23 protein-coding genes are annotated in these 17,986 nt (G+C 40.6%); 15 read left to right on the plus strand and 8 right to left on the minus strand.

Annotated features, from left to right (window positions below):
• Window positions 1-138: 138 nt before the first annotated feature.
• Window positions 139-324, minus strand: coding sequence for a hypothetical protein (locus RM347_RS33705; RefSeq protein ID WP_322718968.1), 186 nt, complete (start codon window positions 322-324; stop codon window positions 139-141).
• Between the two features lie 88 nt (window positions 325-412).
• On the opposite strand from RM347_RS33705, the gene RM347_RS33710 reads away from it, so the two are divergent.
• The gene (locus RM347_RS33710; RefSeq protein ID WP_104899669.1) at window positions 413-604 is read left to right on the plus strand and encodes a hypothetical protein; all 192 of its coding nucleotides are present in this window, start codon (window positions 413-415) and stop codon (window positions 602-604) included.
• A 134-nt stretch (window positions 605-738) separates the two neighbouring features.
• Here RM347_RS33710 and RM347_RS33715 read toward each other — a convergent pair whose 3' ends face one another.
• The 3 genes from RM347_RS33715 to RM347_RS33725 all read right to left on the minus strand — a co-directional run bounded on the left by RM347_RS33715 (window position 739) and on the right by RM347_RS33725 (window position 2,912).
• Window positions 739-1,542, minus strand: coding sequence for an SDR family NAD(P)-dependent oxidoreductase (locus tag RM347_RS33715; RefSeq protein WP_322718967.1), 804 nt, complete (start codon window positions 1,540-1,542; stop codon window positions 739-741).
• A gap of 158 nt (window positions 1,543-1,700) precedes the next feature.
• On the minus strand, window positions 1,701-2,597 hold the full coding sequence (locus tag RM347_RS33720; protein ID WP_322718966.1) for an alpha/beta fold hydrolase: 897 nt from the start codon (window positions 2,595-2,597) through the stop codon (window positions 1,701-1,703).
• 6 nt (window positions 2,598-2,603) lie between these two features.
• Window positions 2,604-2,912 (minus strand): hypothetical protein, encoded by a 309-nt coding sequence (locus RM347_RS33725; protein WP_322718965.1) that lies wholly within the window; start codon window positions 2,910-2,912, stop codon window positions 2,604-2,606.
• Window positions 2,913-3,126: 214 nt separating this feature from the next.
• Here RM347_RS33725 and RM347_RS33730 point away from each other — a divergent pair, with 214 nt between their 5' ends.
• The gene (locus RM347_RS33730) at window positions 3,127-3,816 is read left to right on the plus strand and encodes a thermonuclease family protein (RefSeq protein WP_322718964.1); all 690 of its coding nucleotides are present in this window, start codon (window positions 3,127-3,129) and stop codon (window positions 3,814-3,816) included.
• Window positions 3,817-3,940: 124 nt separating this feature from the next.
• Here the strand turns inward: RM347_RS33730 and RM347_RS33735 are convergent, their stop codons facing one another.
• Window positions 3,941-4,129 (minus strand): KilA-N domain-containing protein, encoded by a 189-nt coding sequence (locus RM347_RS33735; RefSeq protein ID WP_322718963.1) that lies wholly within the window; start codon window positions 4,127-4,129, stop codon window positions 3,941-3,943.
• A gap of 4 nt (window positions 4,130-4,133) precedes the next feature.
• Here RM347_RS33735 and RM347_RS33740 point away from each other — a divergent pair, with 4 nt between their 5' ends.
• The 12 genes from RM347_RS33740 to RM347_RS33795 all read left to right on the plus strand — a co-directional run bounded on the left by RM347_RS33740 (window position 4,134) and on the right by RM347_RS33795 (window position 12,973).
• Window positions 4,134-4,298, plus strand: a complete 165-nt coding sequence (locus tag RM347_RS33740; RefSeq protein WP_322718962.1) for a hypothetical protein — start codon at window positions 4,134-4,136, stop codon at window positions 4,296-4,298.
• Window positions 4,299-4,335: 37 nt separating this feature from the next.
• Window positions 4,336-4,626 (plus strand): XRE family transcriptional regulator, encoded by a 291-nt coding sequence (locus RM347_RS33745; RefSeq protein ID WP_229475544.1) that lies wholly within the window; start codon window positions 4,336-4,338, stop codon window positions 4,624-4,626.
• Window positions 4,627-5,160: 534 nt separating this feature from the next.
• Window positions 5,161-5,958 (plus strand): hypothetical protein, encoded by a 798-nt coding sequence (locus RM347_RS33750; RefSeq protein WP_322718961.1) that lies wholly within the window; start codon window positions 5,161-5,163, stop codon window positions 5,956-5,958.
• Window positions 5,959-6,034: 76 nt separating this feature from the next.
• Window positions 6,035-6,919, plus strand: coding sequence for a hypothetical protein (locus tag RM347_RS33755; RefSeq protein WP_322718960.1), 885 nt, complete (start codon window positions 6,035-6,037; stop codon window positions 6,917-6,919).
• 137 nt (window positions 6,920-7,056) lie between these two features.
• The gene (locus RM347_RS33760; RefSeq protein ID WP_322718959.1) at window positions 7,057-7,611 is read left to right on the plus strand and encodes a hypothetical protein; all 555 of its coding nucleotides are present in this window, start codon (window positions 7,057-7,059) and stop codon (window positions 7,609-7,611) included.
• 168 nt (window positions 7,612-7,779) lie between these two features.
• A complete protein-coding gene (locus tag RM347_RS33765) occupies window positions 7,780-8,049 on the plus strand; it encodes a hypothetical protein (RefSeq protein WP_322718958.1) in 270 nt (89 codons plus the stop codon).
• Between the two features lie 166 nt (window positions 8,050-8,215).
• Window positions 8,216-9,289, plus strand: a complete 1,074-nt coding sequence (locus tag RM347_RS33770; RefSeq protein WP_322718957.1) for a hypothetical protein — start codon at window positions 8,216-8,218, stop codon at window positions 9,287-9,289.
• A 112-nt stretch (window positions 9,290-9,401) separates the two neighbouring features.
• A complete protein-coding gene (locus RM347_RS33775; protein ID WP_322718956.1) occupies window positions 9,402-9,851 on the plus strand; it encodes a DUF1257 domain-containing protein in 450 nt (149 codons plus the stop codon).
• 2 nt (window positions 9,852-9,853) lie between these two features.
• Window positions 9,854-10,066, plus strand: a complete 213-nt coding sequence (locus RM347_RS33780; protein ID WP_322718955.1) for a DUF2997 domain-containing protein — start codon at window positions 9,854-9,856, stop codon at window positions 10,064-10,066.
• Between the two features lie 89 nt (window positions 10,067-10,155).
• The gene (locus tag RM347_RS33785) at window positions 10,156-11,778 is read left to right on the plus strand and encodes an AAA family ATPase (RefSeq protein WP_322718954.1); all 1,623 of its coding nucleotides are present in this window, start codon (window positions 10,156-10,158) and stop codon (window positions 11,776-11,778) included.
• Between the two features lie 83 nt (window positions 11,779-11,861).
• Window positions 11,862-12,212, plus strand: coding sequence for a hypothetical protein (locus tag RM347_RS33790; RefSeq protein WP_322718953.1), 351 nt, complete (start codon window positions 11,862-11,864; stop codon window positions 12,210-12,212).
• Between the two features lie 200 nt (window positions 12,213-12,412).
• Window positions 12,413-12,973 carry a WGR domain-containing protein gene (locus RM347_RS33795; protein WP_322718952.1) on the plus strand — a complete coding sequence of 187 codons (561 nt, stop codon included), beginning with the start codon at window positions 12,413-12,415 and terminating at the stop codon, window positions 12,971-12,973.
• 504 nt (window positions 12,974-13,477) lie between these two features.
• Here the strand turns inward: RM347_RS33795 and RM347_RS33800 are convergent.
• Window positions 13,478-14,965 (minus strand): IS1380 family transposase, encoded by a 1,488-nt coding sequence (locus tag RM347_RS33800; RefSeq protein WP_322718951.1) that lies wholly within the window; start codon window positions 14,963-14,965, stop codon window positions 13,478-13,480.
• A 325-nt stretch (window positions 14,966-15,290) separates the two neighbouring features.
• Complete coding sequence (cax, locus tag RM347_RS33805; RefSeq protein ID WP_322718950.1) at window positions 15,291-16,412, minus strand: calcium/proton exchanger; 1,122 nt, start codon at window positions 16,410-16,412, stop codon at window positions 15,291-15,293.
• Window positions 16,413-17,012: 600 nt separating this feature from the next.
• On the opposite strand from cax, the gene RM347_RS33810 reads away from it, so the two are divergent.
• A complete protein-coding gene (locus tag RM347_RS33810) occupies window positions 17,013-17,336 on the plus strand; it encodes a hypothetical protein (RefSeq protein WP_322718949.1) in 324 nt (107 codons plus the stop codon).
• A gap of 222 nt (window positions 17,337-17,558) precedes the next feature.
• On the opposite strand, the gene RM347_RS33815 is transcribed toward RM347_RS33810, so the two are convergent.
• On the minus strand, window positions 17,559-17,986 hold a 428-nt coding region (locus tag RM347_RS33815; RefSeq protein WP_428850664.1), incomplete at its 5' end, for a DUF6748 domain-containing protein.

Genomic DNA, 17,986 nt, shown 5'->3' on the forward strand with positions numbered 1-17,986 from the left:
GATCGCCTAGAGATATGGTTGCAAAATTCTTCTCCCACCAGTCCAGCATTGCTCGTCACCTTTAGCACCCAATTTTCATTACTGTACCGTATCTGCTGCGCTGTTTCTTAAAGCCTTTGCCAACAAGGTTTTCAAGACTTAACGGGAAAAGTCAGCTTGCTCAATAAGTGCCAATGGAAACAAAGGTAATAAATCATCTGGTGTAATTGGCTTACCAGTAGCAGGATTTAAAACTGGTGGTAAGGCTTGGGGCAAGTCAGCTTGGATGTTGTACCAAGCTTTTGGCATTTGGTTTTCAGTCAGAACGTATTTAATCGTGTCCATATAATTAGGTTATGCACAACAGTAAAATTGTACATTTACGATTCTCCAAGAAAAAAGTTAACTTTTATTGTTCTTCAAGAGGTGAGTTATGACAAAAGAATATATGGAGTCTTTAGAGGCAATTGTTGATCAATTAACATTAGCCGCAGTTCTAGAAATGTTAGAACGAATCAGTCATAAAAAAGCAGAAAATCTCAGAAATCATTGGAAAGATGAGGCTTCTGCAAAGCTTTGGGATAAAGCTGCCAGACAGATAGAACAGATAAATATTGATATCTAATTAAAATTTTGGTTGTATTGCAAAGCTTTGCCCTAGCCTTACAGCCCTTCTCTAGAATTGAGGCTCTGTTCGCATTCAGGTATCCTGCGGCAGGCGGTGGCGCAGCTATCGCTGTATTAAATAGAAGCTGTGATTTATGGCAGGTTCAACCGCTTGCGGGCACCAAATCGAAACAAGTTATCAGGCAATATTGCTTTCAAGCGAGGCAACCATTGTGCCTCATTACCAACGCGATACCGTAATCGTGGGGAACGGCTACGAGCAGCAAAGACAATTGTCTGTGCAACTTTTGTTGGATCATCGCCTTGTGCAATTGCTTGAGTGACAGTTGAGCGAATCACATCACGTACATTGTCGTAATCAGCATAATTGAAGGTGGGTGGTAACATGGCATGGTTGAAGTTAGTCTTAAAGTAACCAGGCTCAATTAAAGACACTTTAATATTGAACGGGTCTAGCTCCACGCTCAGTGCTTCGCTATAACCTTCGAGGGCAAATTTACTTGCACTGTAAAAACCTTGACCGGGTGCGCCAATCAATCCTGCGACTGAACTGATATTGATAATATGTCCACTCCTCTGCTGTCTCATAATTGGTAAAACGGCGTTAGTGAGGCGGACAACCCCCCAAAAGTTGGTTTCAAAGATTTCTTTGGCTTGTTGTAAAGAAGTTTCTTCCAGCATACTGGCATGAATTTGTCCAGCATTATTAATCAGTAAATCAATGCGATTAGTCCGTGTGAGCAACTGTTTAATACATAATTGTACTGAGTCATCAGAGGTAACATCGAGCTTCAACATTTCTACATCACCTGATGCTGGATATGACTTGCGACTGGTACCGAAGACCCAATAACTTACAGCAGCAAGCTTTTTAGCAGTTAACTGCCCAAATCCAGATGATGCTCCTGTAACTAGCACGACCTTTTTATTAGTCATTTGTTTTCCTTTTTAGAATATAAATACGATTTCATATAACTTTTTATAGCTAAAGAAAGATTTGATTTTTGTATCAATTTATCTGTTCTACACTAGCTTAAGTGCAGAATAGCTAAATTATACCTAGCGGAACTTTTAAAATATCCTCTTAAGCTCAATTAAAACTTCCCACTATTCAGAAAGTGTAAAATATGTTGAGATGTGATTTGTGGCTGTTCAATTTGAGGGGCATGACCGCAATTTTTGAGTAATATTAGTTGAGAGTTGACAATAGATTGCTGAAATTTTTCTGCATCTCCAAGTGGGAGCATGTTATCAGCTTCTCCCCATAGAATCAGTGTTGGTTTTTCAACTTGGGCAATTTTATCTGCCAAGTTGCTATAACCTCCAGTTTTGACATAATCAATCATAGCATCATGCCACAGTGGCATTTGTTGATGCAGCATAGCGCACTGAATTGCCAGAAGTATTTTGGGATCAGAATTAGGTAAAACACTACATAAGTTTAATGCCAGTATGTGGCGCTGACGCAGGTATTCAACAGCCAAAAAGTCAAAAGGAGGAAATAAATATTTGCTAAAAGCAGGAGAACTAGTGTAACCTAAACTGTTAATCAATACTAGCGATTTTACAATTTGAGGATAAGTGAGAGTAAAATCGATTGCAGTTGCACCTCCCATTGATGCGCCTACTAGTATGATTGGTCTGTTGATTAAAGTTTTCCAAAAATTGTAAAGGTGAATTTTGATTGTAGTTGGGCTGTAATTTATTTCTTTTTGTCTTTGTGTAAAGCCAAAACCTAACAAATCTACTGCCCATGTTTCATTTTGAGCAGCAAGTAATGGTAAAAGAAGGCGGAACTCAAGGATGGAACTGTCGAAGCCGTGTAGCAGCAGAATTGGTGTTCCCTCACTACCTTTTTGAATATAGGTTGTGAGGATTTGGTTTTGGCTCAGGGAGGTTGCAAGGGCAATTCTCTCAATACTTTGGGCAAAAGCGATCGCTTTTGGGTCTGTTAATTGATTAACTTGTGATGGGAGAAAATTAGTCAACATTACTTTTCACTCCAAACTAATTTTCCACAACCCATCTAGCGCATTGGATTGTTGCAATTGACTATCACTGCTGCCAAGCCAATTATTGTCATACACCAAGCCAACACTGAACGTGCTACTTACAGGATATTGCCCTATTTTTCCAAAACCTTCAATATTGTTTGAGTCAGTAATTACCTGTTGGTTTAACTGTATAGTTGTTTGGTTGCCGTCATCAAAGTAAATTGTGGCCCGCTTGTTGTGAAAGCTGACCTGAACGAGAGTAGACCCCACCAGTTGCATAATAGTAAGCTCTAGCAGGTAGCTTTTGACCATCAATATTTTGCCCTTTGAACTCAACTGCCATAGCAGGCGTGCCTAGCAGCAACAAGGCTGGTAAGACTAACCTTAAAACTTTCATTGGTACTAACAATCACTTTCAATGAAACTATTTTCTACTTTAAAACATAAAAATAATTTGTGAGTTAACTAGCGATTGCTTGGCTTGGATTGGGAATCCTAAAGAAAATAAGAGTGACTTTTAGTACAAATGGTTTTTCAACTTCGCTTGATTGGTGTTGCGGCTTTGCTTCTAGTTCAAATGTCGTTACCCGTATTTGCCAACAATCTTACTGCTACAGTTGTAAGCGTAGGTGACGGTGACACCATACGGGTGAGAACTGGTAACAAAACTGTGACTGTTCGCCTCGCTTGCATTGACGCACCAGAGATGAAACAGAATCCTTGGGGTCAACAATCATCAACAAGACTCAAACAATTGCTCCCAGTAGGACAAGCAATCACCATACGCGCTGTAGAAACTGACAAATACAAGCGCTTAGTTGCAGAGGTGTTTGTTGGTAATCGCAGTGTCAACGTGAGTATGGTGCAAGAAGGACAGGCTGTAGTGTATCGTCAGTATCTCAAAGGCTGTGCAGAGTCTAAAGATAGCTTGTTGCAAGGTGAAAACACCGCCAAACAACAACGTTTAGCATTTTGGAGTCAGGCTAATCCTGTAATGCCTTGGGACTTCCGCCACAGAGCTACCCAAAAGACAACATCAGTGCCGATTCAACCGCAGCAACAGAATAACTGCGACCCTGCTTACCCAGATTTTTGCATTCCAAAGAATTCACCAGACTTAAATTGCCGAGATATTAGCCAACGAAGGTTTAAAGTTCTGCCACCCGATCCTCATGGGTTTGACAGAGATGGAGATGGTGTTGGATGTGAACGGTAGATATGATTTTAAGAAGATTTTGGACAGCTTTTGAAAGCAGAAGTCGGACAATTTGTAAGCTGAAATAACTAAAAAGAGTGTTAAGGGAAGAATAAAGCCATACGTTCATTTAAAAGAAAATGCTTCAAAACGTGTCAATTATTAGAGACGATATGGGAATTCCCATATCGTTCTCAAGTGCTTGTAAATAATCTTTTGTAGACTTTAGCCTTATGTAGTCAGACAAAAGTTTACGGTTAGCTCTAGCCATCTGGGTGGCATTAACATAGCCCTTGGGTATCGCATATTTGTCTATCTGCCCAGACTGAGGCATTTGGTTGATTTCTGAAACACGTCAAAAGTGTGTCAGCATTATAATTGGCTTACTTTTTGTAAATGAGTTTTGCAAAGCGATCGCGTTGCTTCCTGGCTGGCGATCGCTTTTGCGTTATCACTACCTCAGTGTAATCAAAAAACTCTCAAAACACAAGTTGGTGTTGTAAATTAGAGGAGAGCTAAATGACAGAGGAGGTCTGCTTTGTGAAACTGTCCTATGTATCTCGTTTTACTTGGGATGAAGAAACAGCACAGCGATTGAGAAAACTACGGGGTAAAACTAGCCGAGATAAATTAGCGATTCAAGCTGGTCGCAGCAATACTTTTATCCAAAACCTTGAATGGGCAAACCCTGGAAATAGACCAGAATCAATTTCCAAAGAAGATGCGTTTGCTATTTGTAATGCGCTTGATGTACCTATTTGGAAGTTATTTCCAGCGTTAGTAATCAATCCTGAAAGTTTACAAGAAATATGCAAAACTCTATTGACATAATACAACATGGTGTTGTAAGTTATATATACAAGAGAGGAATTGAGCGCGATGCCTCTCAGAGAAAGGAAGAAGCGCTCAAAACTCAAACCAATCAAATTGAATTAGCAACAAAACTATTAGAAACCAATAGCCGGCGGGATAAGTAGCCGCAGCCTAAAACTTGTAATGGCCAAGCCACCGCGAGATGATTCCGATGACCTACCACGTCTAAAAACTGGTTGTAAAAACTTCAATCTTTTCAGAATTAAGGCGATTATTACTCCTCAGTATGTAATCGCCTTTTCAATTGTTTCGACATGGCTGTGGCTGTACAGAAGGCACGATAAATCCGATATCTTCTCTACAGTTTTCTTCTGTCTGGTGTTTTGACCATCAGTTAATACGCTTTACCCTTGAACACTTTTATAAGGCTTCGCCAATTCTAGATTGAGAGTGTTGTGCTGAAAGCACAACAAACTCAGTAATAAAAATAGGACGATCGCTGTCCGTGGAAAGTCTGCGATCGCCCTTTTACCCATTTAAGAGGTATTTCTAATGATGACACAACTTTCAGCCCCTACGCCAACAAAAGATCCGTTGACCACACAGGATCGCCAAATCATTGCAACCATCGTCAATCAGTCGGACTACTCCAAAAACTGCCAGCCCGAAGATGTAGTGACTATCTGGATCAACAGCGATGATATCATCTGGGTAAAAATGACCCACGGCTATGCGCGATACCACAAAGAACCATTCAAACGCGCTGTTGCAGAAGTTAAAGCGAGTCTTTCTACTCCAGTCGAGCGCAATCACAAGGAAGAAAAGGAACTAAAACAAGCTTCTGAGAAAATAGGCTTGTTGGGTGATTGTGATTGGCTATCATTGAGCGTTCAATACTATCCTGATAAAGTAATCGGTCACGCTGGTTGTTATATCTCTCACAAGGCTCGAATATTAACCCCACCGACTGAATGGGACTTCACTCTGCCGAAGTGGAATATGCCTGCTGGCATCTGTCCAGACTGTGGTGGTCACGGCTGCGGAAACTGCTCCTATCGCGGCACTCGTGCAGAAGACTTGTGTACGCCAGTGGACGGCTATCGACTAACTTATGTAGGACGCACTGACCTCCAGACGGCTCACAATGTATATCTAGATGGTGAGTTTTTGGGCATACTCTTCAAGGTCAGAAACGCTGAGGAAGTCTGGGAAAACGACCCCAAGACATACTACTGGCGCTGTGGCGATGGCATGAAGTATTGGAGCGTCAGAGAGGCTGTAGAAGCACTGTCCAGGGTAACTGCTCCGATTGAACTGCCGCAAGTTTGCCGGGAGTTGGTAGCAGCGTAAGTCAAATGGTGGTTTTAATGCCCACCACTAAGCTTTTCTCAACCTCGTAAAATAAAACACAGTTCGCCCTTACAAAATGACCCAACAACCTCACGATAAATTTGCCAAGCAGTTTTTAGAAGAGTTACTTTCTCCCTTTGGGGAAGTAAAAACTAATAGGGAAGTCACTGATGAAACAAGATTTGTTGATGTGTTATTTTCGCCAACACCAACATCTGCGGTTGATGTAGAAACTTTAGGACTATTGGGTAGAATAGCGGTATTAAATACTACTTTACTAGAACCGTTTCGCAATCAACCAAGTAGAACAGAAGTACGTAGTTGTCTTCAAAAATTATTTACTGTGATTGCAGACGCGCAACGTCTTGCTAACAGGGAACACACAACAATAGCAGAGAACGATTTAGCAAGACTGTGGATCTTAGCGCCTAGTGCATCAATTGCTTTGCTCAAGGCTTTTGAAGCTAAACTAGATTTAGACAATTGGATGAGCGGAGTGTACTTTCTGCCTGAAGGAGTAAGAGCAGCAATAGTAGCGATTAACAAGCTACCGCGAACTCCAGACACGCTGTGGTTTCGGCTGTTAGGTCGCGGAAAAGTACAAATCCAAGCAGTAAGTGAACTAGTTGCCCTTCCACCAGAGAATCTTGTTCGCCGTAATGTTCTTGAAATGGTTTACAGGTGGCGTATCAGTGTAATGACACAAACAGATTTAACTGAAGATGACCAGGAGTTAATTATGAATTTAACAGAAGCTTATCAAGAAGCAAGAGCGCAAGCGGTACAAGAAGGGCAACGCCAAGTTGTAGAAAACTTGTTGAGATTCCGGTTTGGTTCTGTGGATGAAGAACTCTCAAGAGTGGTCGATAATTTGTTGCAGCTAACACCAGAAGAATTTACTCCCTTGTGTCTTGAATTATCTCGTGAAGATTTACTCGCAAGATTTAATTCACATCAATAATCTGTACAGGGCAAATAATTAGTAACAAAAAGCGCTTTTGTTGATTCAAGAGCGCTGTTTTATTGGCTCTACGCTTCATATATCACAATCAAACGGCTACGCCAATGCAAAAGTGAAAATGCTTTTGGTACAAACAAATGAACCCTCAAGAAACATCGGATTTACTTGCTGCCTTGATGCGCCAAGAGGAACTACTCAAGCAGTTGGTCGCTTCAATCAATAAGCCGAAACTGAGATTGCACTCTGATGCTGGCAATTGTAAAATCTACTGCAATCGTCAGCACGGAGGACTATGGTACACACTCAATGGTGAACCGAGTGATGTCCCTCAAACTGCCTTAACTGGATATCTTAAAGAACTGCGGTTTGAGAATACAGAACGCCGCAAAAAAGAATCCTGTAAGTTACTAATAACTATGCAAGCAGACCGGACGTATATCTTAGAATCAGGTTACGATACGCATTTCTCAAAGTGCATACTTGCGGCGATCGCAACTTTGACCCCACAACAATTATATTCCCCCATCACACTACAACCGCAGCCAGGGACAACTGACGAAAGTGTTTTGTTCTGTCGCGTATGGGTAGAGTCTGAGCTAATCATGACTAATTATAATGACCAAACTGACTGGAAAGTTACAGCACGTCAAGCAATAGATGTAGTTAAGGCAGCTTCACAAATGGTGTTTTAGTTAGTTGTAAATAGGGCTTGAGTTAACACATTAGATCAGTTGCCCAAGCCTATCTACAGCTACATAATGCTGTACCAAAAACTCTACAGTCAGATTGAATCAGTCTGACTGTAGAGAAAAATCGATTCCACAAAAGATTATCACACAATCTACTTCAATACTAATCAGATGGAAACAAATTTGATTAAAGTGTATGACGCGACACTGTTAAGCTCATCAAAAGTTTACCAAATTAATGGTACACATTGTCGATATCTGGGTGATGCAGGTACTATCCAACATCCACAGTATTTGTTTCTACCTCTGCCAAATCAAAGAAAAAAAGCCAGCTTTCGACTAAATCGAAACAAACTTATGACTCGGTGTTATGAAGTCGAAGGTATGGTTAATCAAAAGCCTGTGGTACAGGAGAATTCACAGCAACTCCAGCTATTTTAAGCCATGTCAATACATAAGCCACCAGTTATCAAAAGACCTGTCCGGCTACAAAATGACTCTACAAAAACAATTCATAGAGCTATTGCAGACATTCACAAATTGAAAAATAGCCACAAAGAAAGCTTCGCTTAATCGGAAGTGAAAATATTGATTGAGGTGAATAATTATGGTACAAGCAATCGACAACCCTATCGCTACAAATTTTCTAACTGATGCAGTAGTCGAGCGCCACAATTTCTCACAATTAAATAAAACCCGCATCAGATTTCGTATCCAGTTGAAAAAAAGTACAAAGTCTGCCGCTCCTAAATGGGCAGATGTATTAAAAGCTGAAGTGTCTGAAATCGAATCAGACCTCGTTAAAGTTACTAATTCCGAAGTTGGTTTACGTGGAATCAAAGTATTCAAGAAGCTCGATGAAGCTGCTGCCCAATTAAGGCAAGAGATTGCTTCAGTTCAAGAATGGATGTCTGCTGATACTGGCGATTGGGTCTGTCCGATTGATTTAGCGCCACTCGTCTGGAGCCAACTACTAAATATCAGAGATAGTGTTGCTCCCACTCTCAGAAATCAATTAAAAGCTGATTATGAGGCAGGACTACTTGATTACCAAGAGAGAATTGACCAATTCCTCTCGCTCAACACTTGGGAATTATCTTTAGATAAGCAAGAATCAGTCAAAGCCAACTTATTAATGGCTTTCCCTACTCTGACTGACTTAGAAGATTATTTGCAGGTAATCATTGGTCGCCCGGTTATCATACCTGCCCTATCCGAACAACTCGACCAGAAACAAGCCGAATGTTTAGACCAAATCACTCGCTTCATACAGCAGTATGACCAAAATCTGGAGCAGCGACTAAGGGAATCGGCTTTGGCTGGTGGTGAACAACTTGCCGCGCAGTTACTTGAAGAGTTGGCTGACTGGGAGCCAGGGCGTAAACCAGTCCAATTTAAAAAGAAGATGGAACGCCATTTGATGAAGGTTCAGGTACTACTAGCGAATGCTGAGGAGGAGGCTGGCAGCAGCTTAGAGGCGATGATGGCGCACATTGACTCGATTGTTAATGATCCGGCGATTGAGTCGAAGAATCTTGGTAGTGAGGGGCGCAATCAGTTGCAGCAAAAAATGCAAGAGATCCGCTCCAAGCTACTAGATGAACAGCGCAATCTGCAATCACTTGCGATTAGCGATGTGGGCTTGTCGAAAGCTACCGTTATGTCGTTCAAGTTTAGGTAAAAAACAGTCTTGGGCGAAGGTGCATCGCTCAAGACTAAGTACCTTAAACGAAAAATGCATATACACCTCAAAAAGAATACCGCACTTTTACCGCTATAGGAACAAGATTCTCATGTCACATTTCTCAACTGTTAAAACCAAATTAAGCAATCACGAATGTTTAGTACAAGCCCTCACGGATCTAAACCTATCACCGCAAGTCCATGAAACAGCACAGTCATTAAAAGGATATTACGGTAGCTCTCAAGGACAAAGCGTTGAAATTATCGTATCTGGTCGCACCATAAAAGCCCGTGCAGACATCGGATTCAAGTGGAATCAGTCAAGTGGTGTGTACGATGTGATACACGATAGCTACGAGACAGTTCCGAAGTTGGGACAAGACTTTTTCAGTAATAAACTAATGCTGGCTTATGGTAAGCATTTGGTTCGTGTCAAAGCTGCCGAGTTACAAGAAAAATTTGGGGAGTGCGCGATCGCAGAATCTACTAACGGTACTGTCCAAACTCTACGCCTAACCTTTGCCGGACATCAAGAAGTTCAACAATATGCACGGAGATAAATATGGAACGTTCAGTTTTGATTCATTTCGATTCGGCTACAGGTGAAGTTCGTGTGGAGGCTGAGGGGTTTGAGGGTTTGAGTTGTTTATCGGCTACGCAACCATTTGAATCCGCATTGGGAGTTGTGAGCGAGAGCGATCGCACTTTTAAAAATGAAGCTCAAACCCAACAACTTCGGACTACGAACAGTAACCAGACACGTTTACGTCAGTAATTAGTCATCAGTTACCAGTCTTAACGTGACTGGTAACTGCTGATCACAATGGCTTCGCCAAAACTAATTGAAGTTATTTGAAATCTGTCATGAAACTCTCAAATCTTATCTCCACACTTGATTCACAAATCCCCATTGCTGCGGTTGATGTTCTATCTCCTGATGAAGCGACAATTATTCAGTGGTTAATTACTGAAGCTAACAACAAGCTATCAAGTCCAGTGTTCTTCTGGAATCTGGGGGTATCAAACTTAGAGCAATGTTTAATTGCAGCAGATGGGGGATTGGTGTTTAAGCCAGTTGCAGAGTATAAGAAACCACCACAGGCCGATCCACTACTATTCGTATTCGACTACATTGCTAACTTTAGTGGTCATGGTGTATTTATCCTCGGAGATATTCACCCCTTTATTGCTAAGAATTCACCCCAATTATCATGGGAGATTTTAAGCAAGGTAAAAAACCTTTACCACAGGTTAAAACCCACAGATAAACGCATTGTCTTATTGGGTCAGAACATACAATTACACGAATCTCTAGTCAGATTGATTCCTTATTGTGAATTTCCTTTACCCAGTATTGACCAAATACTACTTCATATCAATTCTTATTTGCATGACTTACAACAGTCTGCTAGAGAGCAAGAATTAACCTTTACTGTTACGCTTGAAAATGCTGAATTTGAAACTCTTTCTCGTGCAGCCCTGGGATTAACCCTGGAGGAGATTAGCGACTTCCTTCGGTTAACAGTCAAAGAAAACTTAACTAATGATGGTGTCATCGTTGATGCTGATTTCATCCCCAAAGCCGTCGAGTACAAAACTCGGCTACTGTCTCAAATGGGTATTGAATTGGGTAAACCTGCGATAATCCCATTTGGCGGTTTGGATCTACTGCGCGAGTGGCTGACTCGGCGGCGGCGACTATTCACGCAAGAGGCGCGTGAGCTACACCTGCCTCAACCAAAAGGTGTGTTGCTTGCAGGACCGCCCGGTACTGGTAAAACATTATTGGCTAAAAACATTGCTAACATCCTTAATTTACCATTGCTCCAGCTAGACATTGCATCCCTCTTAGGCAGTCTGGTAGGCGAGTCTGAGGGGAATGTACGCCGTGCCTTGAAGACAGCCGAAGCGATCGCACCCTGCATTTTATGGATAGACGAAATAGAAAAAGCCCTTTCTGGCAGTGGTGACACTAGTGGAGTCTCACAGAGGATTCTGGGCAATATTCTTACGTTTATGTCCGAATCTCAGTGTGGTGTGTTTGTCGTGGCAACTTGTAACGATCCCTCAGCATTACCAAGTGAACTAAAGAGGAAAGGACGCTTCGATGAAAACTTTTTCGTCGATCTGCCGACAGAACCGGAGCGAGTACAGATTTTAGGAATTCATCTACAACGCTTTGGCATTCACCTGGAATCCGAATATCTCGAAGCGATCGCAGCAACGACCGCAAAGTTTTCAGGGGCAGAACTGGAAACCCTTGCTTCGGAAGCTGCTCTGCTGGCATTCGATGAGGGTAGACCGCAACAGGTGACGCTTAATGATTTGGAAAATTGCCGTCAAACCATTACCCCACTTGCCATACAGGATGCTGCCGCAGTTGAGCGAATGCAGGCATGGGCGGCTACCGCACGACGGGCTAGTAGTCCTGTGGTTGCAGCGAAAACTCAATCGCTACGTGCTGCCAAGTTTCAGAATATGAACTGATGAGAAAGCGATTGCCTTCTGATTCTATGAAGGCGATTGCTTTCTCAAATCCAACAATCAGTTAAAGAGAGGGTGAAAAAAAGATGACAACAGATTTAGTGACTTACTACGGACAAACTGAACGAATTAACCAATTTGTTCAAAACTATGGAGTTTATCTCGAAAAACTGGATAGAGAAACCAAACTTTTGCTACGTACAACTTTATCCCAATATGTTTTTATGCAGCGAATATGTAGTCCTGAAGATTATTCTCTAACAGAAGCTTTGACAGATGGAGATTTTGAAAGATTTCTTTGGAATGGTATTCCAGAGGTTTTAAAAAATATCTGCTTTCAGTTGAAAGGACTAACAGCAGACGAAGCAGAAACGATACTTGAAGCTTTACAACATCAATTGCGTTGGGGCAATGCCCGAATACAAGGAAGTGTGTGATTGTTAAACACTAATTTACTAATCAAATTATCTAAACCGGAGAACAAAATGAGTAAGCCTTCAAGTTTCGAGGATTTCAAAAACTCTTTGTTGAATAAGGATATTCCACCACTTGCAAAATCCAAGCAAGAAAGTTTTGAAACATTCAAGAACAGGATTTTAGGTATATCTAATCCACAACCTACGGAGAAATAATCAACATGGAAATCTATTTAGTCTATGTTGATGCTATCCAGAACAGCAATAAGTTCTGGTCTGCCATTGTCGAAGATGGTAACTTAACAGTGCAGTGGGGCAGAGTCGGTTATCAAGCGCAAACCCGAGTCCACACATTAGGCAATCATCAAAGAGCCGTTAGTAAATTCAACAATCTAGTAGCAGAAAAGAAATCTAAAGGTTACAGCGAAAGCCAGCCAGAAATTGATGCTAGCCGCAGTGTTGCAGACATTAGACGAGCTATTCAATTATTGAATATTATCCGTCCTTGTATTGCTAATAGAATTTTTCACGATGGCTATATTAACGCCCTAAATGAATATCTGAAAATAGTACCAACACCTTTAGGGATGCAAATTGACTACCACAGAGTTTATCGCACAGTAGAAGATATTGACTATCAGCGAGAGTTACTCAATTCTTTGTTAACGACACCCGCACCACAAGTCGCTGCGGTGGGTGTTAGTCATGCCCCTGAAGCGACAGCAGAACCCAAGGTAGTCAGTCTTAAGACTATCAGTAAAAACTTCTGGCGACATTTGTAAACGAATTACCACAAAGCTTATTTAATAGTAGTTTTGTGGTAGTTTTTTATAGTTGAAAATTAAAACAATGAGTGAATATGGGGAAAATAATTGTTAGTTCTTGGGAATCAGAGGGGTATGGACATTTTACTCATACCCAACAAGAGACAACTTCTTCATTTGAGAAAAATAAGGGAAATATGTGACCAGTTAGGCATTGATTGCCCAAAAGTGGATGGATACACAGGTTACATCACTTAGCCCGCATTTCTCACAAACAATCAAAAATCAATTTACATGACCTGATGTAAGACATTTTTTTGATACATCATGAATTCAAATTTACGTGGTGTAACAAATTAAGTATAAAACAGTAGCTATGAAGATAGAATAATCACTATGTTTATCTTTGTACTGAAAATAAAATGCTGTGTCTAGAAAAATAAGCATTTCAAAACTAGACTTAGATAAAACCAAGCCAAAATATGATTAATTATGAGAAATTAAATGCAGTTTGAGTTGATATTAAGCAGTATTCGGGAGCATTTTTAAGCATCTGTAAGCAGCAGCCAAAATATGTTTATATGGACAAGAGCTAGTAATCGCAATTAAAATTCGCCGTGTGCTTACAGTAATTAAGGCTCCTAACTTCAATAATTTGGTACGAATAGTTCCAACTTGAGCGTTTTGTAATTCTGTTTTGGCTAAACATCTTTGTCGCAACGCATTCATCAAAACGTAAGCTATAGAAGAAAACCATAATCGTAGTTGATTTCCAGCGAATGTATGCGTGCTAGTTCTATCACTAAAAAGTTCAAGTTGTTGTTCCTTAAAGCGATTTTCCATCTCCCCACGCTGACAGTATTTTTGTCTGTAGAGTTGACCAGGAGGTACTTTATTAGTAGTGAGAGAGGTCACAATAAAACGAATATTAGTGCCCTTTGCTCCATACTCAACCTTACAAACAACACGACGACTACGACTCCAAGATTCACGGGTTCGATAGTCTAACGACTTATACAAAATTGAGTTATCAATCAAGTCAGAACCAAGAGAAGGAAGTTGTTCATTTGGCTTAAATACAGTTTCTAAAAATGAAACTACTGTTGATAATTTCTGCTCATACTCAAGCGAGGCTCTATTTTTAGTCGTGGTAGTCATCTGAATTAAACGACTATTTTGCGCCAATCCAAAAACGTAGTCAACCCCAGTCTGTGACTCACACCATGTCATGATATCATCTCTGGAATAGGCACTATCTCCTCGTACTAAAATCTCGACATTCTGCCATTGTTGACGTATATGTTTAATAACTTTCTGTAACTCTTCTAACGCCCCAAATGCTGGGTCTACATTAGAAGGACGAAGTTTGGCTGCTAATAAGTGTTTCCCACAAAAAATATAAAATGGGGCATAGCAATATCCTCCATAATAGGTATTGAAGAAAACTTGCTCCTGATTGCCGTGTACTAAATCATCAGTTACATCTAAGTCCAAAATAATTTTTCGTGGTTCTTTTGAGTAAGATTTTAGAAAGATATTTACAAATAAGCGTTCAATTCCTTCTGAGGAATGTCCAATTTTATGATAACGACTGTCAGATCCTTGTTCTACATCTTCGGGACAATGTTCCAGCCTATTTAATGTACTCTTACCTGCTAATGTTGCAGGCTTATCTTGTACTCCAATTCTTTTTCCTAATGATAGAGCAAACATCGGATCATGACGTAATTCTTCATGGTCATTTAAGTCTTCGTATCCCATGACCAACCCGTAGATTCTTTGTTTAATTAAGTTTTCTATTGAATGGTCAATTCGATTTGATTGGCGGTAATCTTGGAAACATAGTGCAAACTGTGATGTGATTTGCAGTTTTCTATCTATTTCAGCAATTAAGCTTAAACCTGCATCAGATGTTACTTGTCCACCCTGGAAATTAACTACGACTGGAGGTGACTTTGGCTGTTCAAATCTGAACTGTTTTTGTATACGATCTGTCAAAGCTTGGGTCATGCTCTACAACTGCTGAAATGCTTACTATATATACATTTTCGCAGTTTTTGTTCCCTTTTTTTCAGATTTTGTGAGAAATCCGGGAAGAGAAGGTATCGCTTGCCTCTAATGGAAAAAAATGAGTATCATAATAGGCTCACTAATCTCATCTCATGTAAATGCTATATAAATTTTAGTTATATTCGCTTGATTTTTCAGGCGTTGCATTTTTTGAGAATACTACACTTAACCAATTGAATACGAGCGCTATTTTCTTCGCCTGTCTGCTTTACTAAAAAAATGGGAAGAAGTTTCAATAACATTAAACAGCAACAAGGATTAGCACTCAAACTGGATGGAAGTAAAAGGCAGCAGCTAATACAGCATAGGTTGCTAGCAGCAACATCCCCTCTAACCAGTTAGAGCGACCATCCAAACTAATTAAGTTGGCAATGACCACTGCAATGATCACTGCAACAACTTCAAACAAGTTAAAGTTTAAGTCCATTGGCTGTCCAATCACCTGCCCAACTAGTACAAGGAGCGGCGCAACCAACAAAGCAACTAGTAGACTCGATCCCATTGCTACAGATACTGCCAAATCCATATTGTTCTTAATTGCTACTCGAACAGCAGTTACATATTCAGCTGCACCTCCAACTAGTGGTAACAAAATTACTCCGGTAAACAAAGGTGTCAATCCTAGTCCTTTTGTTGCTTCTTCAACCGCACCGACAAAAATCTCAGACACGAACGCTATACCAATCGTTGCCACAAGCAAAATACCAACCCAAAGGCTCAAGTTTGGCAAAGAATGTTTATCTTGCTCTGTGGTCTCGTCTTCAGAAACCTTATCTTCTAGTTCTACAACGCCAACATCGTATAGGTAGCTGTGAGTCTTCAAGGAGAATAACAGGGTCAAACCATAAACTACAATTAAAATAACTGCTACAAAAATCGACAGCTTAGTAATAGCAGTTTGCTCGACCACATTAGATGTAGTAATCACCATTGCGGGGAGTACAATTGCAGTCACAGCTAGTGTCATTGTCGAACCATTGACTCGCGCTGCCATTGGCTGAAAAGTCTGCTCCTTATAGCGTAAACCTCCTAGCAACATAGATAGCCCCATTACCAGCAGTAAATTACTGATAATTGTCCCGGTAATACTGGCTTTGACAATATCTACTAAGCCTTGTTTGAGAGCTACCAGAGCAATAATTAGCTCAGTTGCATTACCGAAGACTGCATTTAACAAACCTCCGATAGAAGGCCCTAAAACCACAGCAATTTCTTCTGTTGCCTGACTCAGCCAAACTGCTAACGGAATGATTGCAACTGCTGAAAGCCCAAACACTATTAATGCATCCCATTCTAACTTTTCTGCCACAATAGCAATCGGGACAAAAACTAGCAAACCAATTGAAATTAGATTTTTAGTTTGTATATTTTTGAGTGCGGTTGGCATAACTATATAGCGCTAATAATGAGAACTCTCGTTTAATCAATTAAAATAACTGCATCAAAGAACTAATTTTTCTTATCTGTAACACTTGCTAAAAGACCTACCAATATATCAATTTACTTTTCCTAAAAGATTTTATCTCCTGCAAAGAACTTTGCAAACTGGCTAAAGATGGATGAGGCTGGTAAATAAACTAATCCCTTCGATTGCTTTTTCTCCCAAACGCCATTTTGATTCGAGCTTTGCAAGACCAATGGAAACGCTCTACGTGCCATGATGAATACCTGGAACTGCCAGTAATCGTCTCGTTGCTGAGTTTTCAAGCCGTCGGTTTTTAAATCTCAAAGTATTTAGTGGCGTGAAGTTTGTGCCACAATGCTAGAAAGTCATTAGGAAGCTACAAAACTTAGACGCAAAGCAACAGAACAAGGTTTTGAAATGAACGTTTATATTCCCTTGGAGTTGCTAGAACGCATACAGCAGCAACGCTGACAGCCAAATGAACAGCCAGACAGAAACGATGTCTACGAGTTAACCCAAAAAGAGTAACTTACTTCAACACATTGCTTCCAGTCCCAATCCAATGGCATTTGAACGATAATTATGAGTAACCCTCTTTCCCATCCAGAAGATCCAGACTTCCATTCATCTATTCAGGAGAATCTAAAACAGCTTTCTGCTCAGTTGGGATCTCCTTTGTCCGAATTATCAGTCATGGAAATATACCAGAATGCGTGCGATCTACTGAGCCACGTTTCTCCATCACCTCTTACTCTTGCCCGTGTTGCAGGAACATTACTGGTATACCGAGTCACGGACACAGAACCGGAAGAATTTGAGTGGTTCAGCACCCAAGTGAAACAATGTCTGGACGAAGAAGAAGTTGAGGAGTTGATTGAATCCATACATCGCACGGATGCTTTGTAATCTTTCTCGTAATTGTTGCAATACCAATTGGCTAATTAAGTTTTCAAACAATCCAAGCTGACTCAATCACTGACGAGGTTTAGTGTGAGGTTCATAATCCTCAAAACGAATCTTAGCGATCGTACTTCGAGAATGAAATGCGACGCCGAATAGCCCGTCGCAGACATCGCTCCCACACCGCTTGTCTATTTTAGGAATTATTTTATCTGAGCTAAAATTCTTTTACTTTGGTTCCACTCTCAGATAAAATTGTGTAGCCACAAACTTAGTATCTCTCTTGGTTGGATCTACGTTTTCTACTATCTCAGTTTTACCTACAGCAATCAAACCTTGACCAAAAATTTCGCTAGTTGCTGCGTCAAGTTGTTTTTGTGTTGCACCGGTTTGACTCAAATCGATTGACGAAACTTGAGCAGTCTTAGGTTTATTTAGAACCAGATTATCTGTGGAGAAGCAAGGAGTTGTGATGCAACGAATGCCATTGTCTTTTAGTGCCACAAAAGTACCTTTTGCTGGGGCATTTGTCGCGGCATAGAAGGCTTCTTTTACTCTCAAATTCCCAAACTCACCCAATCCAGGAAATGTTACTGGAACGATGTTACCTCTGAGAATCACACGGCTACCATCATCATTTTGAATTTTTATTAGTT

The organism is Nostoc sp. ChiQUE02, assembly GCF_034531305.2.
Classification (GTDB): domain Bacteria; phylum Cyanobacteriota; class Cyanobacteriia; order Cyanobacteriales; family Nostocaceae; genus Nostoc.

Bases quoted from the DNA above. Each gene is read 5' to 3' on its own strand.
- RM347_RS33790 (WP_322718953.1), top strand. From the start codon at position 11,862: ATGACAACAGATTTAGTGACTTACTACGGACAAACTGAACGAATTAAC.
- RM347_RS33810 (WP_322718949.1), top strand. From the start codon at position 17,013: ATGAGTAACCCTCTTTCCCATCCAGAAGATCCAGACTTCCATTCATCT.
- RM347_RS33730 (WP_322718964.1), top strand. From the start codon at position 3,127: ATGGTTTTTCAACTTCGCTTGATTGGTGTTGCGGCTTTGCTTCTAGTT.
- RM347_RS33775 (WP_322718956.1), top strand. From the start codon at position 9,402: ATGTCACATTTCTCAACTGTTAAAACCAAATTAAGCAATCACGAATGT.
- RM347_RS33770 (WP_322718957.1), top strand. From the start codon at position 8,216: ATGGTACAAGCAATCGACAACCCTATCGCTACAAATTTTCTAACTGAT.
- RM347_RS33795 (WP_322718952.1), top strand. From the start codon at position 12,413: ATGGAAATCTATTTAGTCTATGTTGATGCTATCCAGAACAGCAATAAG.
- RM347_RS33720 (WP_322718966.1), bottom strand. From the start codon at position 2,597: ATGTTGACTAATTTTCTCCCATCACAAGTTAATCAATTAACAGACCCA.
- RM347_RS33800 (WP_322718951.1), bottom strand. From the start codon at position 14,965: ATGACCCAAGCTTTGACAGATCGTATACAAAAACAGTTCAGATTTGAA.
- RM347_RS33785 (WP_322718954.1), top strand. From the start codon at position 10,156: ATGAAACTCTCAAATCTTATCTCCACACTTGATTCACAAATCCCCATT.
- RM347_RS33710 (WP_104899669.1), top strand. From the start codon at position 413: ATGACAAAAGAATATATGGAGTCTTTAGAGGCAATTGTTGATCAATTA.
- RM347_RS33780 (WP_322718955.1), top strand. From the start codon at position 9,854: ATGGAACGTTCAGTTTTGATTCATTTCGATTCGGCTACAGGTGAAGTT.
- RM347_RS33755 (WP_322718960.1), top strand. From the start codon at position 6,035: ATGACCCAACAACCTCACGATAAATTTGCCAAGCAGTTTTTAGAAGAG.
- RM347_RS33715 (WP_322718967.1), bottom strand. From the start codon at position 1,542: ATGACTAATAAAAAGGTCGTGCTAGTTACAGGAGCATCATCTGGATTT.
- RM347_RS33725 (WP_322718965.1), bottom strand. From the start codon at position 2,912: ATGGTCAAAAGCTACCTGCTAGAGCTTACTATTATGCAACTGGTGGGG.
- RM347_RS33735 (WP_322718963.1), bottom strand. From the start codon at position 4,129: ATGCCTCAGTCTGGGCAGATAGACAAATATGCGATACCCAAGGGCTAT.
- cax (WP_322718950.1), bottom strand. From the start codon at position 16,412: ATGCCAACCGCACTCAAAAATATACAAACTAAAAATCTAATTTCAATT.
- RM347_RS33705 (WP_322718968.1), bottom strand. From the start codon at position 324: ATGGACACGATTAAATACGTTCTGACTGAAAACCAAATGCCAAAAGCT.
- RM347_RS33750 (WP_322718961.1), top strand. From the start codon at position 5,161: ATGATGACACAACTTTCAGCCCCTACGCCAACAAAAGATCCGTTGACC.
- RM347_RS33765 (WP_322718958.1), top strand. From the start codon at position 7,780: ATGGAAACAAATTTGATTAAAGTGTATGACGCGACACTGTTAAGCTCA.
- RM347_RS33760 (WP_322718959.1), top strand. From the start codon at position 7,057: ATGAACCCTCAAGAAACATCGGATTTACTTGCTGCCTTGATGCGCCAA.